This window comes from Rhodococcus sp. IEGM 1307, assembly GCF_030056915.1.
In the GTDB taxonomy this organism is placed as follows: Bacteria; Actinomycetota; Actinomycetes; order Mycobacteriales; family Mycobacteriaceae; genus Rhodococcus_F; species Rhodococcus_F opacus_D.
In genome coordinates this window covers 1-14,102 of record NZ_JASHKW010000029.1, presented here as the reverse complement: position 1 = coordinate 14,102, position 14,102 = coordinate 1, and the positions used below count along the sequence as shown (strand labels likewise).

Genomic DNA, 14,102 nt, shown 5'->3' with positions numbered 1-14,102 from the left:
TCTCCGAACTAACAAATGAGCTTGCAGTTTGAGGGTGGCTCGGCGGGATTCGACAAGGTCAGCGATGGTTCTGGTGGCGGGGTGGGTTCGTGATGGTGCGGCCGGCGGAGTCGGCGAAGCTGGGGATGCCCAACGTGACGGCGCTGTGGCGGCGGGCGGCGATCTGGTCCATCTCGGCGAGCTTGGCGCGGGCGCCGGCGAGGCTGACCTTCAGGCCCTCGGCCTCGCCGAACCAGCGGCGGGATTCGGCTTCCGCGATTCGGGCGAGGAGGTTGTCACGGATCTGCTCGAGGCGGGGCCGGGCGGCGGGGTCCGGGCGCAGGAGTGGACAGCGCAGGCAGCTATGTTCATGGATGCAGGGGGTGTCGTAGGAGCGGCCGCAGTCGCCGACGGCGACCTTGCGTCGTTCGAAGTGGCCGACGAACTGTGCCCATTCCTCATCGGTCGGGGTGCGGTATTCCTCGCTGGGGCGCAGAGCGCGGCGGCGGGCGATGAACGCTCGATGACCGTTGATCACCTCTTCGGGGTAGACGGCCTTGTATCCCATGGTGGTGTTGATGTCGCGGTGTCCGGCGACGAGTTGGGCGATGTGCGGCGGCATTCCGTGTGTGATCGCGTCGGTGATGAACAGTCGGCGGAAGTCGTGGAAGGTGTAGCGCAGCGGACGGTCACTGGCGTCTTTGACGCCGATCGCGGTCAGCGCATGGTCGAGGTATTTGCGTAGCGCCCTCTCCGACACCGCACGGTTCTCGAGTCGTCGGCGCCATTGGAACAGCAGCGGCATGGGTGGGTTGTAGACACGTTCGTTCTTGTCGTAGGAGACCACCAGCGGCACGTGCGGTTGGTCGAGGCGGATCCTGGCGATGATCGCGGACAGCACGTCGGCGAGGTCGGGTGAGATCACCAGAAGCCTCTCGGTGTCAGTCTTCGACGGGGTGATCTGCAGCAACGGAATCAGCTCACCGGTGGCCGGCAGCCGGTATTGGATCAGGCTGTGGTGGGACAGTTCGGTCAATTCTTCAATTCTAATTCCGGTGTGGCGCAACACTTCCACCATCGACCAGGTCCAGAACCCGCGGTGTTCTTCGAAACTGAGGTCGCGGCGTGGACCGCTGTCGGGGTCTTCGGCCCAGATTCGCCCGGTGGTTTCGGTCTTCATCTGCGACCGGCGCAGGGTCACCCCGACTGCGGTGAACAACTCACCGGGCCCGGCGCGTTCGGCAGCGGCGAGCAACTCGGCGGTGTGAGCGCGTTCGGCCGCGACCCAGGAGACCAGCGCCGGCAGCACCGGGAGCCGTTCGCGGGTGCGGGCGTCCATGCGGGACTTGCGCCTCGACCGATCCTTCTTGTGGGAGACGTCGCTGGCGCTGACCGGGCAGCGCACCGCCCATGGCCCCCACCGGGCCGGGTCCTCGTCGGCCCACTCGGCGATGTCGAGGTAGAAGGCGCGCACGGCGGTGAGCACGCTGCGCCCGTCCAGTCGCGGCGAGGCGACGGCGACCCGGTCACCGTCGGGAGTGGTTCTGGTGCGGGTGCGGGTGAGCACGCGTTGCTTCCAGGCCGCGGCGACGTCGCGAGGCAGCGTGAGCGAGTCGATGCCCGGGTGGTGGGCCTGCAGATCGGCCCAGAACAGTTTGCCGAGCAGGTAGGCCAGTCGTTGCAGCGAGGAGAAGTCCACCGACGGCTGACGTTCGCGCAGGTAGTCGACCAGCACGTCCCGCACCGGCCGGCAGTCGATCCGGTAGCGGTCGATCAGCTGCTCACAGCTCGGCTGCCCGCGGCCGGAGAACATCTCGATCGCGGCCGGCGCATCTTCGCTCAGGACACCGTGGGCGCGCAGCAGTTGGTAGAACAGCGGGCTGTGGCCGTGGACCTCGGAGGTGGCGCGCATGGAGGCGGCGACCTCGAGAAGCTCGACGCAGTCGCCGACGCGCACCGCGTCGATCTGGCCGCCCTTGGCGGCCAGGATGACCGCGATCCGGGTCAGGGCCTGCTGTCCGCTCTGCAATCCGACCCGGCCATCCGTGCACAACTGGGCGAGCGCGGCGAAGGCATTCGGGTCCCGAGTGCGGGCCATTTCGGTGGCGAGGTTGCGGCGCGCCGGCGCGAAGCGCAGCAGCCACTGTTGGCTGGGCCGGATCACATCGGCGCAGATCAGCACCAGCAGTCCGGGGCTCAGGTGCGGCAGCGGCTTCGCGCGATCGACGTCGGGCGTGACCAGCTCCCGCCAGTCCGGCTGGTCTTCCGCGCCGCTGGCCCGCCATCGCTGCTGCCAGCTGTCCCCGGGCCGGGTCTCCAGCCAGCTCAGCACCGCCAGGATCCCCAGCCGCCGAGTCTGTTGACTGTTCGGGTTGTCCAATGCCCACGGCGCGGACAGGACCCGGCCGAGTACCTCGGAGCGGCTCGCCTCGGTTGCCGGCCACGACGCGGCGACCGGCCGGGGCGGGAACGACGCAAGCAGTTGCGCCCCGGTCGGATTCACCGGGCCGGTCGTCGCCGGCACGGTATCGGTGGCTCCGGTCAACAGCACCTGGGAGTCGGCGTGGGTCACGACTCGTCCTCGCCGAACAGGATCTGCAGACTCTCGGCGCGGTATTCCGTCGCCGGCAGCGCGGCCTGGCCGCCATCGCGTTGTCGGGCATGGAAGGCCAGCAGGCCGGCGATCACGTCCTCGGTCACCGGATTCAAATAGCGCTGTGTGGTGGACAGGTGGGCGTGGCCCATCACCCACTGCACATCGGTCAGCGGCATCTGCGGGTCGCGAGCCATCCGATATGCGGCGGTGTGTCGAAGATCGTGCAGCGACCAGTTCGACCCCAACGCAGCGTTGGCGCGGGTGAACATCGCGCGTGCCGCGTCGTAGCGCAGCGCCCGGAACGGGCGCCGCAGCGTCCACCACAGCGGCTCGTCCCTTCCGGCCGGCACCAGACCGGCCAGCTGAGCCTGATACAGCCGAAGCCACACGAACGCATCCGGTGCGGCGGGCAACGGTTGCAACACCCGAGTTCCCTTCCGGATCACGGTGATCAACTGTTGTCCCGGGTCGACATCGGCGACCGTGGCGCCCAACAACTCCGACGCCCGCGCCCCTGTCGAGACCCAGAACGCGACCAGTGCCCGGTCACGGTGCGAACCCAGCTGTGCGAACAGCTCGTCGAACCGGGCGTCCGGGATGCAGCGCGGCGCCCGCGTCACGACCTTCGGCCGATACAGGCCGCTGCGTTGCCCGGGGAACGGATCCATCGGGTTGTGGTGCGCATGAGTCCGACCTGCGCGGCGCTGCCGAGACAATGGGAACGGATTGACCATCGGCCCAGTGCACGCCTCCAGATGGAAGTCGTAGAAGCCACGCAACACGCTCTCACAGTGCGCAACCGTCGCCGCCTCGTACCGGTCACCGCGAACAGCCTTGCCGGTCACCGCATTCGACCCCGATGCGGTCCGCTGCCCACCCGACTGCGGGGCATCACCGTCGGGATAACGCCAATGCCGACGGTGCGGCTTGACCGCGACCTGCAACCAGCGGCAAAAATCACGTGCCTCGATCCGAGTCGCCTGATCCCAGCCCACCCCGAGCGCCCACAAGAAGCGGAACCAGCGCAACAGATCCATCCCATACGAACGCTGCGTCGTCGCCGGACGCCCGCATGCCGCCAACTCGGCGAAGAACGCCGCGACCGGCACGACCACCGCGCCATCGCCGTCAACGAGCCGATACGGCTCGAACAGATCTCCTGTCGCCTCGAGCGACCCCAGCAGCGGCACCACCAGCCCGGACAACTCCCGCGGCATATCCCCGTCGTCGGTCATGGGAAGCGAACCTAGCGAGCCCAGTCGATCCCCGCACGCACCTTCCAAAAGACCGGCCCGATAGTTCGGTCAACAAGTCGGTTTTGACCCTGTCGCCGGCCGGGCGCTGCAGTTTCGACGGAGCCGCGACCAGACACTCGATCCCCGCGGCCAGCAGGAACCGCGCCAACCCGAACCCGGTCGGGCCGGCCTCGTAGGTCACCGCCGCCCGCCCGGGCAAGCTACGTATCCATCCGAGAATCTCGTGGTGATCCGGCGTCAACCGCCGCTCAAACAGCTCGCCGGTCTCCCCGTCGAGGCCACACGCGACCACCGACCGCGCGTGCACATCCAACCCAACACTCGTACGCTGTGTACTCACTGGGGCCTCCCCACATCTGTGGCTCTACCGGCCAGGACCGCTTCCTGTCGGCAACCCACGATCACATGTGCGCGAGGCCCCAGCCATTACCTCCATACCGTCTAAGGTGTCATCATGGCCAACTGGATGTGGGATGAGATCCTCCTCGCGTGTGATCTTGTCGCCTCCAATGACTGGCGAGAACTCCGATCTCACCACCCTCAGGTAATCGAGCTTTCGAAGTTTCTTCGCGCGCAGGTCACCGGTGACGTCCTCGACCGCGATCCGAAGTTCCGCAACCCTGACGGCGTGTCACGCAAGACTACCGACATCATGACCGCGCACCCCGGCTACACCGGTGCCCGAACCAAGGGCGGACGCACCACCACCGAGGTCGTGCTCGCATATCTGGCAAACCCACAGATGCACCACCACGCCGCCGTCGCGATACGCGCGAGCGGCGACCTCGGCCGAATCGGCGGGGATGCACTCGACGATCCCGTCGCTGACGTGGCCGATGAGAAGACCACCGCAATCGAGGGGCGCGTGACCCACCGATTGACCCGGGTACGGGAGCGGGACCCCAAGCTCCGCGCCAACAAGATCAAAGAGGCGCTCAAAAATTCGGCACCCTTGCCTGTGAGGTCTGCGCGTTCGACTTCGCACGTACATATGGGGACCTCGGGAGCGGATACATCCACGTCCACCACGTTGTTCCACTGCACACTTCAGGTGTTATCGCGAACTCACTCGATGATCTCGTTCTGGTCTGCGCAAACTGCCACGTCATGCTGCACCGCGGCGTGACGTGGCGAACACCCGATGAACTACGTGAACTCATCGACGTCGCTACACGTCATGGCTATACGAGCTCCTGAAGCCGCTACGTCCCGGCTGGCGGCGGAGGTGTCCGGTCGAGCTGCGCGACGAGCCGTTGTGGTTCGCGTTCGGTCAGTTGCTCGTCGACCTACTTGCGGATCAACGCATCGAAGCTCTTGCCGCCGAGCGCGTCGTCGCCGCGAGCAGACAAGTTCGAACGCGCGGGTGTCGGTGGCTTTGAGGATTGCCACATCCGATGTGTCGGCGCCGAAGTCGACCACTGCGATGGTGGCGCCGACGGGCATCGGCGCGGTCTGGGTGTCGTAGTGCACCGCTGCACGCGGTTCGGAGATGGTGACGGCCGGGACCGGATCGATGCCGAGAAGTGCCGCGGGGTCGGTGAGAATCCCGGAGATCCGGTGACCATGGTTCCAGACGGGTGAGCACCACTCGGCTCGGCCGCTGATGGTTGTGCACCGACGAGGCCCGCTCGTAGACCGGCCGCAGGGATCGCGGCGACCAGAACAGTGGCGAGCGCTCGTAGCCGTTGACTGGCACTATTCCGAATCCGAGCATCGGTTTCGGTGCGGGTAACAGAGCCTGCGAATGTTCTTCGGCATTGTTCAGTGCGGCGTCGCCGGAGAACACGACTTGTGGGGAATCGACGAACACTACCGACGGCATCAGGTTGCTCTGTTGGCTCAAGGGATCGATCTGCACACCGTTGCCGGACGGGCTGGTGTGAGCGGCGGCGGTATTGGATGTGCCGAAGTCGACGCCGCGAGTCCCAGTTGTGTGCCACTGCCGCTGCGTGCCCACTTCTGGCTGACCGAGAGACCGGAACTTCCGGATCTTGGGGAGTTGGCGAATGGGTGTCGGACTACAGATTGAATCGGTTACCGATGCGACCCTTCCATCGTGGGGATCTGCTGTTCGCACACGCCAGGGGCCGAAAAGTGCTTTCCGTCAGCTGCTACCACTACAGAACTTGCCACAGTCGGGAGGAGTGCGGTGGCTCCCATATCAGGTCGTACCCGCGGTCACTGGGGCGCCGCGGAAACGGACTTCCAAGCTGTCAAGTACGGTGTCCTGATGAATCATGGGAAGCGCCCGTGCCAACGTGCAAGTACGGGACGAGGGATCATGATTAATGGTAGGCAATCCGCGGTTGACCGTTTCGCAAGGAGTTTGCGTTGGATATTCTAACTAAACGGAAAATGAACTCCTTTGCTAAGGAGAATGGATTCGAAGGAAATGAATCCGAACTGTTCGAAAAGTACGTAGCTGGAGTCTATTTGGGTAGGTACCTCGGCTCTGATGTGAAGCTGATTGACGATGTCGTCATAGGTGGCGGTGGCGATGGCGGAATTGACATTGCAGCGATTGTTGTAAACGGATCGATTGTAACAGATCCCTCCGATATTATTGATCTAATAGCTGACCGTGAGGACAACAATGTCCGCGTTGTGTACATACAAGCTAAGACCAGTGAAAGTTTCGATACGAAACTAATCTCCAAATTTCTCCACGGTATCGAGCAAGTAACGAAACATGCTGCGGATAGTTCGACAGTCCCGCTCGAATCGGGACTTTCTCAGACAGTCGCAATATTGGACGCCGTATTGGAGAATATCGGGCAGTTTAACGCCGCGAGAATCCCGTGCGATATCTATTATGTGACAACCTCGAAGCATAACGGCAAAGATGCGGCAGCGGATTCCCAGGTGCTCGCTTCCATGGAAAGACTACGTGAGCTGGACTTCTATCCTGAGAGCCTAGCGTGCCAGTTGCACGGTAAAGCGGAATTAGCTGCAAAGCAGCAAGAGCGGTCCGGCCCGCAGAAAGTCCAGTTTAACTTTCCAAAAAAACAATCGATTCCAGAGGCTGACGGGATCGAGCAGGCATATATAGGAGTCATACAAGCAACTGAGTTACTTAAAATTCTATCGGACGGACAGGGGTTTCGGCCGGGTATATTTGATGACAACGTGCGCCTCTATCAAGGGGATGACAATGTCGTTAATGAAAGAATATATGACACCCTTAAGTCGGGCAAGAAAGAGATGTTTCCCTTCTTGAACAACGGATTAACTATCATTGCCCGCGAGCTAACAAACGTGGCAGACAAGTTTTCAATATCTGGGTACCAAGTCGTGAATGGCGGTCAGACTAGTAACCAAATTCTCCGGTGGTCGGAGTATCTACGGATGGAGGGAGGTCTACCGGGGAACGGCCAGAGTGGGTTGCACCAGAGTGGGTTGCAATCGATTTGGGTTCCAATCAAAATAATTTCCACGAAGAGCCCGGAGATATTGTCAGAAGTGACGATTGCAACAAACTTGCAGACCTCGATCGCGGCTACTGATATTCAAAGTAGTTCGCAAGATGCGAAGGATGTTGAGGAGTACTTTTCCCAGTCGGGTGCTGAAGGTCTCCGATACGAACGCCAAAGCGGGTTAGATGCGAGTCGCGACGAGTTTCCTCGATTGCGCGTTGTGTCAACGCCCGATCTTAACAGGGCAGTTGCCTCATGTGTGTTTGGAGAGTCGTCTCGGGCGATTGGTTCGCCGAATGAATTTTCGGCAGAAGACTCTTTCCTATGGCGCGGACATCCTGTTGCAATATATTATTTCTCGGCTTGGATTTTGTATCGCGTTGAGAGGTACTTTGCAAGAAACCTTGATGTCGAAAAGCGCGCGTTAAAGGCGGCAAAGTATCACGTGGCAATGCTGGTTTCGGCCCAAGTATTGCCTGAGGTCAAGCTGCTTTTCGCAAATCCTTCTGATTCGAAAAGTATGAAAAAAGTTGGACAAGCTGCGCACGATTTGGAGTCCTGGGAGGCTAGTGTTGATAAAGCGATTGACCTGGCAATTGACGTTGTTGGTAAATATTTTGAGAATGTGCTCTCTGAGGGCAGAGCCTTGCGTAAAGACGATGTGCGCGCGCTTAAGAATCAAACTGAACTCTTGGCTGAGCTTGAGAATTATCAGTTTGAGGATCGCGTTAAGGATGCATGACGCTGGCATATCATCGGTCAGGATCGCGCGAAGGACGAATGCCGCTTCCGCCCTCACCGAGGATTTGACCTGATCTCGGGTGATCGCCGTCGCGCCGACGAGGTGACACCGGGCAAGTCAGGTCCGACGTAAGTCACGCCAAGTTCGTCGTCGTAGACCGCGAGATCGTTCTGCTGACCAGCGCCAACCTCTCTGCAGCGCAGAAACCCGCAATATCGAATTCGGACTCCTCATGCAGGACAGCGGACTTGCCGCCTCGATCGAATCCACGATGTCGGCACGCGCGCGTCGCTGTATGTACTCACCGATGGCTAAGGCCGGGTTGTGACATCTTGCCGGCGTCCAGCGCATACCCTCAGTGACGGCAGCGGAGGAGCCTTACCGCCAGTGGTCGAATTCGCAGGCCATGTGAATAGTCAACTTCCTACCAACGCTCATCAACATCCTCGAGCGCCTCGGCGATCGTAATTCTGAGTGCATTCAACTCTTTTGCTACACCCCACTCGGCAGCAAGAGAGTCGAATTTTCGAGTCAGATTACACGGATCGCCTCCTCTGCATTTTACCCCCGTGGCGGCTAGCACGATCTCTTTCTCCCAGTCGTAGTTCGAGTCTTGAAATTGCGGTGCGCCACCGCGATATAAAACATAGCACTTAATTGCCTCTTCGAACTCATACTCTGGCCGCATTTGTTCCCACTTCTGCTGTGGCTTATAGGGCCAGCATCAGCCCCTGTTGCGGAGGTGGCGGGCAATCTCCGATTCGATCTGTCGAGCGCTAGTCTCTCGATATTTATTACTGAGATCACTCGCGGCTTTCGTAGTATCTGATTGAGATACATTCACCGCCAATCCAGCTGCAAAAATGATCGCTTTGACAGTCTCTTTATGTCAATGTCCAGGCTCATGGAAAGCTCCAAATCGGCGGAGTGCATTCTCTTGTTAGAGGGGGTGCATCATTGCACCTTGGGGATTGTCGTTCACCAAGCGTTTACGCCCTTCTATTTGTGAGGTCGAGACCAGTTGGTTCTATCTTGATCGTCCTCGCTGACGGTGGCGCTGTCACTGTTGGTTCGCGTGTCTAACGGTGGTGACGCCCCAGCGAAACGACTGGGGTTACCGGTCGGCGTTCCAGGTCGTCGACCAGGCATGACCCCCGAAATGGGAGGGGATGGCGCTGCTGGTGATCCGGGCGTCTGGGCCCTCTACGCCGTGTTTGCGAGGGGCGGTTGCGATTGGGAACTCGACACTGCCCTTTCAGCGCATTGTTGTCGCGATGGACGTGAGGCGGGTGATCGTGGCCGGAAAGGCGACATCGGACCGTCGATCCCTTCGATTCTCGAGGAGGAACTTCAGTTCAATACTTTGCGATCTTGATCTTCTTGTCCTCGTTGTACTGCACAATCTTTAGCTTGAAGTCCTCACCCCAGTCAACGGGCTTGACCTCGAAATCTTCTCCCCAATCGACCACCCTTACCTTGAAATCCTCGTTGTAGTGGACGAACTTGCCCTTGATCTTTGTGGCCATCGTAATTCTCCTAGAAGCGGTTTGTCTGTGGGGTCGGATGGAGGTGCCTGTGCGCCGGTCGGCGGGACGCCTTGCAGATCGGGGAGACGGCGATTGCGCCGTCGTTGGTGGGCGGGCGTCCGTCTCAGCTAGGCTTGCGAGACACCTAACCGCACTGGCCTGGCGTGGTTCACGCGACTTGCCCATCGGCTAGTGCTGAGAGTCGACACCGTTTGAGTTGTCCGCGTAAATCGAACGTGTAAGCAGTTGTATAAAAGCATGCTCGACTCCGGAGCAAGCTGCGGTCGCTATTGTTGGCGGGGGTAGTCAATGACCTCGCTCCCGCCGAAGGTGCGACATACCGCGAACAGAATCGGCAACTCGTCGACTGCATCCTTTATCACATCTTCGTTCTTCAACAGAGTTTTGACATCCGAAACAGTTTGTGAGGTCCCCTGCATCAAGCTGTCGATCGTATCGCCGGGTACTTGATTTCCCTGAAAATTGCGCCAAGTTAACGCATATTCCATCAGCTTGTACTGTTGCGCAAGTTGTAACTCCTCGTTTGTGAGTTGTAGTTGGCATGAGAGCGTGAACTGCATGCCCTTGTGGCCTCCGAGTATTCCCTTCACTGCGGATTGGCTCCGGTTGATGACAAGTCGCATAGTAACCTTCCCATCGTTGATCGCTATAATGATCAATTATTCGCGCTCCGAAATTGGCCACAATGGCGAGGTCAACGCCTGGCGCTTGGTTCAATTATCCTCATCTTCGAACGCTTTAACGAGGTTAATTCTGAGTTCTCTCAACGCGTCTATTTCGCGCAGTTCAACGGCATCTGTCGAGTTTGTAGGTCAGGCTAACCGGGTCGCCACCTCGCCATCTGGTGCCTTTAGTGGCCAACGTGATGTTTTCCGTCCAGTCGCCATCCGAATCCTCTTGCTCTCAAGAGCGCACCAGCAGATGATGTTTGACTCGTGCGTCAAATTCAAATTCTGACAACCATTCATTTCTCCCATCGAGCCCGTAGATTGGGGAAGGTTCAGGTGCAAGGGTCGAGACTGGTTGGTTCGTTTTTGATCGTCCTCGCCTGCGGTGGCGATGTCACTGTTGATTCGCGTGTCTAACGAGTGGCGCCACAGAACGGTGGGGTGGAGGAGGCCGCCGACGGCCTCGGTATGACCCGGCAGGGCGTGCTGAAGGCGATCAAGGGCAAGGTCCTGCCGGCCCACTCGTGTGGGTGGTACGTGGGTGCTGCAGCGGTCGGTGGTCGATAGTGCCCGTGCCCGCCGCGGCGCATTGCCATCGACCGTCGCCGGGTTCAGGTGGTGAGTTCGGCTCGTGCAGCGGTGAGGGTGGCGGCGCATTGTTCGTCGTGGGGATCGAACAGTAGGTCCCATCGATTCGTCGTTTCGGGGATTGTGTACGCGAGTTGCAGCGCGTAGACGGCGTACACGGATACCCCGGCCAGCAGGAGTGCGATCACCACGAGCAGGACCATGAGTGCTGGGGCGTCCTCGAACGCGGCGGTGGCCGGTGCCGCTACGACTGCTGCGGCGAGGAGCGTTATCAGCGTCAGGGCCTCCCACCAGCGCTCCTGGTGCGGGCGCCGGAAGTTGCCGAGCTGCAGGCGCGCCGCGGCCCGAACTCGGGGTCCGGGCGGCGGGTTGGCAGTCCTCCAGCGGTCGATGCCGTCGAAGAATCCAGTGGTGGTGTCCTCGCCGCCGGGCCATCTTTGTCCGCATCGATCGCCACGCATTCCTATCACTGAACTGGGCCGATGACACGTCCCGGGGACGTCGGAAGGGCCACGCCTGCAACGCGTTACTGTCCACACCACCTCCAGTCAGCCCAGAGGATGGGGGAGATCTCATGACCGGAAATGCCGCAACCACGCCGCCGCTCGGGAAGATCCTGACCGCCGACGAGATCGCCCGGTTCGCGTACCCCACCGGCCCGGTGGCGCCGGTAGATGAGGAACTCGCCCTGGCCGCCCTGGCGCGGGCCTACGGCGAGTGGCGGGGTGCGCTCGGCCTGCCGGACCTGGCAGAGAAGGCGCGCACCCTTCTGCCGGAGACAACCGGCAGCCGCGCCGCGTTCGACACCGACACCGTTTCCGGGCTCGGCGTGTAGCGACCCCCCTCGCGACCGACTCGAACACTGCGGCGCTTGAGGCCCTGACGAGGTATTACGACCGTCCGTACCTCGGTGACGGCGCCTACGTCGGCGCGCACTTCGACTCCTGGTCCAGCACCGGCGACCGGGCCGGGGAGGCGGACCGGTTCACCGCGGATGATCTGGTGGCGGTGACATTCCTGTCCGTGCAGGTGCCCGCGATGGCGGCGCGGGCGATCCTGCACACTCAGGCGGAAGCGCTGAGCGCCCTTCTGGCGGCGGTGGGCCGGGATCGCGACCTTGGGTCGACGAACCAGCCCCGCTGGCCCCGGGGTGGCCCGTCTGGGCGCTGGAAACGGCCCTGTGGGCGTTGCCGGGGATCGGACGGGATGAAGGCGACGAAGCTGGTCGCCCGCAAACGTCCCCGGCTGTTCCCGATCTGGGACTCGGTGGTCAGTGCGGTCCTGGGTACGGAGCGGTCACACCTGAATCCGGTGCGGGAGGCGCTGCGGGCCGACGACGGGGCGTTGCACCACCGGTTGCTGTCGATCCGGAAGGAGGCCGGCCTCCCCGACGAGATCTCGGCCCTCCGCGTGTTCGATGTGATCGCGTGGATGGACGGCAAGAACCGTGGCCTCGGCGATGGCTCTGACCAGGGTAGATGACACGTCCCGGTGTTGTCTTCGGCGGGTGCACGAGGATGATGCGCATGCGGATGAAGTTTCACGAGCAGCTCGATGAGCTGACAGACCGTCTGGCGTCGATGTGTCACCTGGCCGGGGATGCCGTACGGGCGGCAACCGAGGCCCTGGTGCTGGCTGACCTGCCCCTGGCGGAGCGGGTGTTCGACCTCAACGAACAGATCGAGGAGCTACGCGGGCCGTGCGAGGACCTGGCGATGGCGCTGCTGGCGTTGCAGGGCCCGGTGGCGCGTGATCTCCGTCAGGTGGTCACCGGTGTGCACCTGGTGACGGATCTGAGCCGGATGGGTGGGTTGGTGCAGCATGTGGCCGAAAGCGTCCGCCGGCGTCATCCCGAGCACGTCGCTTCCGGTGAGGCGGAGGAGTTGCTCTCCGAGATGGGGCGGGTGGCGGCCGAGTTGGCCGGCCTCGCCGAGCGGGTTCTGCGCACGCACGATCCCGAACTGGCGGCCGAGATCGGTAGACGCGACGACGAGCTCGACGACCTGCACCGCCGGCTGCTCACCCTGATCGAGGATCCGGCCTGGACCGGCACCATCCCGGCTGCGGTCGATGTCACGTTGTTGGGGCGTTTCTACGAACGCTTCGGCGACCATGCCGTCGTGGTCGGGCGCCGGGTGATTTTCCTCGTCACCGGGGAACAGATGACCCCGTAGGTCGTCGCCGTCACGGGCCGCATCGCCGCCGATCCGCGTGTGGACTTCGCCCCTGCTGGAGCTGTTCTTCACTGCTATTCGGGTTGTTCGAGGGCGTCGGTGATGCGGCCTGGGACCGGAGGTTTCGAGGTTCTGGCCGGCGGTGCGGGCCGCGGCCTGGGCGCGGGTGTATTCGTCGTCGCTGAGCCGGATGGGGATGCGGTGGGCGGGGCCTGAGGTGGGCTGCTGGGCCAGCTCGCGTCTGAGGTGCTCACGCATCTCGCCGATGCTGAGAGTTACGAGGTCGGTGAGGATCTGAGCGCCGGTGGAGGCAGGGTCGTCGAGCAGGGCCAGGAGGAGGTGGTCGGTGCCGACGCCAGTTCGGTGGTGGGTGCGGGCGGCGCCGGCGGCGAGGGGTGACCACCTGGCGGGCTTGATCGGAGAATCTCTCGAACACCATGACGCGCTCCCTCCCCAGGCGTCGCCGCGAGCGACGCGAACTGCTGCTGAATTCCCTGCTGCCCATTCTGGGTGGTGTGTAGGTGGTTATGGGTGGGATCGACGCGACCTCGGCACTCGCGGGCGTAATCCCACTGTGACCTGGTGTGATGACATGTCCCCGGTTTGTGATGTGGGGGTGCCGGCGACCTGTCGGGGGGTGCAGGCGCCGGGGTGCCCGGGGGTGTGCGGGTGTCTGCTTCGTCCGTTTTCGAAGCCGTTTCTGAAAGATGTTGTTTGACAATATGTTTCGGTAATAGATTGGTGAACAAGTATTTACGTCTGTTATGTACAAACTTCAGGTTGTAAGGTTCGGAATTGATTGTCGATCAATAGATTTGGGTGTTTTGGGATTTTCGATTGTTTTGGGTTGTGTGGGGTGGGTGGTATGCTGTGGGTATGACATGGAGCGGCGCGGGAAGGCGAGTGGGCGGCGGGTCGGGCGCACCGCCCCGTCTCCCCAGCCTCGTTCGGGTGTGGGGGACCGGATCAAACGTGCTGATGAAAAGTGCAGGCGAGAACCTAATCTCGGAAACTCAGAGGAGCGAAGCGACTCGATCGACGGCAACGGGAATCGACCCACTGCGAGCCGCGCAGCGGCTCCCCGGCGGGGAGAGCAGCGACTCGCCCCGTCTCCCGGCGCGGAGCGCCGGGAGCAGCTC

11 protein-coding genes and 2 pseudogenes are annotated in these 14,102 nt (G+C 61.9%); 6 read left to right on the top strand and 7 right to left on the bottom strand.

Going from position 1 to position 14,102, the window contains the following annotated elements; translation table 11 throughout:
• Positions 1–58: 58 nt before the first annotated feature.
• From QM841_RS38195 to QM841_RS38185, 3 genes and pseudogenes are all read right to left on the bottom strand, one after another.
• Positions 59–2,551, bottom strand: coding sequence for a tyrosine-type recombinase/integrase (locus QM841_RS38195; protein WP_283336006.1), 2,493 nt, complete (start codon positions 2,549–2,551; stop codon positions 59–61).
• Entirely contained in the window at positions 2,548–3,810 is a 1,263-nt protein-coding gene (locus tag QM841_RS38190; RefSeq protein ID WP_271210747.1) for a tyrosine-type recombinase/integrase, read from the bottom strand. Before QM841_RS38190 ends, QM841_RS38195 begins: the two co-directional genes overlap by 4 nt.
• A 76-nt stretch (positions 3,811–3,886) precedes the next feature.
• A pseudogene (locus QM841_RS38185) lies at positions 3,887–4,171 on the bottom strand (IS110 family RNA-guided transposase); the annotation flags it as partial.
• A 536-nt stretch (positions 4,172–4,707) separates the two neighbouring features.
• Here QM841_RS38185 and QM841_RS43650 point away from each other — a divergent pair.
• Positions 4,708–5,028, top strand: a complete 321-nt coding sequence (locus QM841_RS43650) for an HNH endonuclease (protein WP_502943323.1) — start codon at positions 4,708–4,710, stop codon at positions 5,026–5,028.
• Between the two features lie 1,134 nt (positions 5,029–6,162).
• Positions 6,163–7,986, top strand: coding sequence for an AIPR family protein (locus QM841_RS38175; RefSeq protein ID WP_283336004.1), 1,824 nt, complete (start codon positions 6,163–6,165; stop codon positions 7,984–7,986).
• A 1,355-nt stretch (positions 7,987–9,341) separates the two neighbouring features.
• On the opposite strand, the gene QM841_RS38170 is transcribed toward QM841_RS38175, so the two are convergent.
• The gene (locus QM841_RS38170) at positions 9,342–9,512 is read right to left on the bottom strand and encodes a hypothetical protein (RefSeq protein WP_283336003.1); all 171 of its coding nucleotides are present in this window, start codon (positions 9,510–9,512) and stop codon (positions 9,342–9,344) included.
• 287 nt (positions 9,513–9,799) lie between these two features.
• Entirely contained in the window at positions 9,800–10,156 is a 357-nt protein-coding gene (locus QM841_RS38165) for a hypothetical protein (protein ID WP_283336002.1), read from the bottom strand.
• Between the two features lie 465 nt (positions 10,157–10,621).
• On the opposite strand from QM841_RS38165, the gene QM841_RS38160 reads away from it, so the two are divergent.
• Positions 10,622–10,768, top strand: a complete 147-nt coding sequence (locus QM841_RS38160; protein WP_283336001.1) for a helix-turn-helix domain-containing protein — start codon at positions 10,622–10,624, stop codon at positions 10,766–10,768.
• 44 nt (positions 10,769–10,812) lie between these two features.
• Here QM841_RS38160 and QM841_RS38155 read toward each other — a convergent pair whose 3' ends face one another.
• A complete protein-coding gene (locus tag QM841_RS38155; protein ID WP_283335999.1) occupies positions 10,813–11,250 on the bottom strand; it encodes a hypothetical protein in 438 nt (145 codons plus the stop codon).
• Positions 11,251–11,363: 113 nt separating this feature from the next.
• Between QM841_RS38155 and QM841_RS38150 the strand changes: the two genes are divergently transcribed.
• Genes QM841_RS38150 through phoU form a run of 3 tightly spaced genes read left to right on the top strand, consistent with a single transcriptional unit; the run spans position 11,364 to position 12,963 of the window.
• Positions 11,364–11,624 (top strand): hypothetical protein, encoded by a 261-nt coding sequence (locus QM841_RS38150; protein ID WP_283335998.1) that lies wholly within the window; start codon positions 11,364–11,366, stop codon positions 11,622–11,624.
• A complete protein-coding gene (locus tag QM841_RS38145; protein WP_283335997.1) occupies positions 11,507–12,271 on the top strand; it encodes a DUF6308 family protein in 765 nt (254 codons plus the stop codon). Before QM841_RS38150 ends, QM841_RS38145 begins: the two co-directional genes overlap by 118 nt.
• A 44-nt stretch (positions 12,272–12,315) precedes the next feature.
• Positions 12,316–12,963, top strand: a complete 648-nt coding sequence (gene phoU, locus QM841_RS38140; protein WP_283335996.1) for a phosphate signaling complex protein PhoU — start codon at positions 12,316–12,318, stop codon at positions 12,961–12,963.
• Between the two features lie 237 nt (positions 12,964–13,200).
• On the opposite strand, the pseudogene QM841_RS43645 reads toward phoU, so the two are convergent.
• Positions 13,201–13,296: pseudogene (locus tag QM841_RS43645) on the bottom strand (Clp protease N-terminal domain-containing protein); the annotation flags it as partial.
• Positions 13,297–14,102 lie beyond the last annotated feature (806 nt).

Coding starts and splice junctions, on each gene's coding strand:
- QM841_RS38190 (WP_271210747.1), bottom strand. CDS start 3,810: ATGACCGACGACGGGGATATGCCGCGGGAGTTGTCCGGGCTGGTGGTG.
- QM841_RS38170 (WP_283336003.1), bottom strand. CDS start 9,512: ATGGCCACAAAGATCAAGGGCAAGTTCGTCCACTACAACGAGGATTTC.
- QM841_RS38165 (WP_283336002.1), bottom strand. CDS start 10,156: ATGCGACTTGTCATCAACCGGAGCCAATCCGCAGTGAAGGGAATACTC.
- QM841_RS38155 (WP_283335999.1), bottom strand. CDS start 11,250: ATGCGTGGCGATCGATGCGGACAAAGATGGCCCGGCGGCGAGGACACC.
- QM841_RS38150 (WP_283335998.1), top strand. CDS start 11,364: ATGACCGGAAATGCCGCAACCACGCCGCCGCTCGGGAAGATCCTGACC.
- phoU (WP_283335996.1), top strand. CDS start 12,316: ATGCGGATGAAGTTTCACGAGCAGCTCGATGAGCTGACAGACCGTCTG.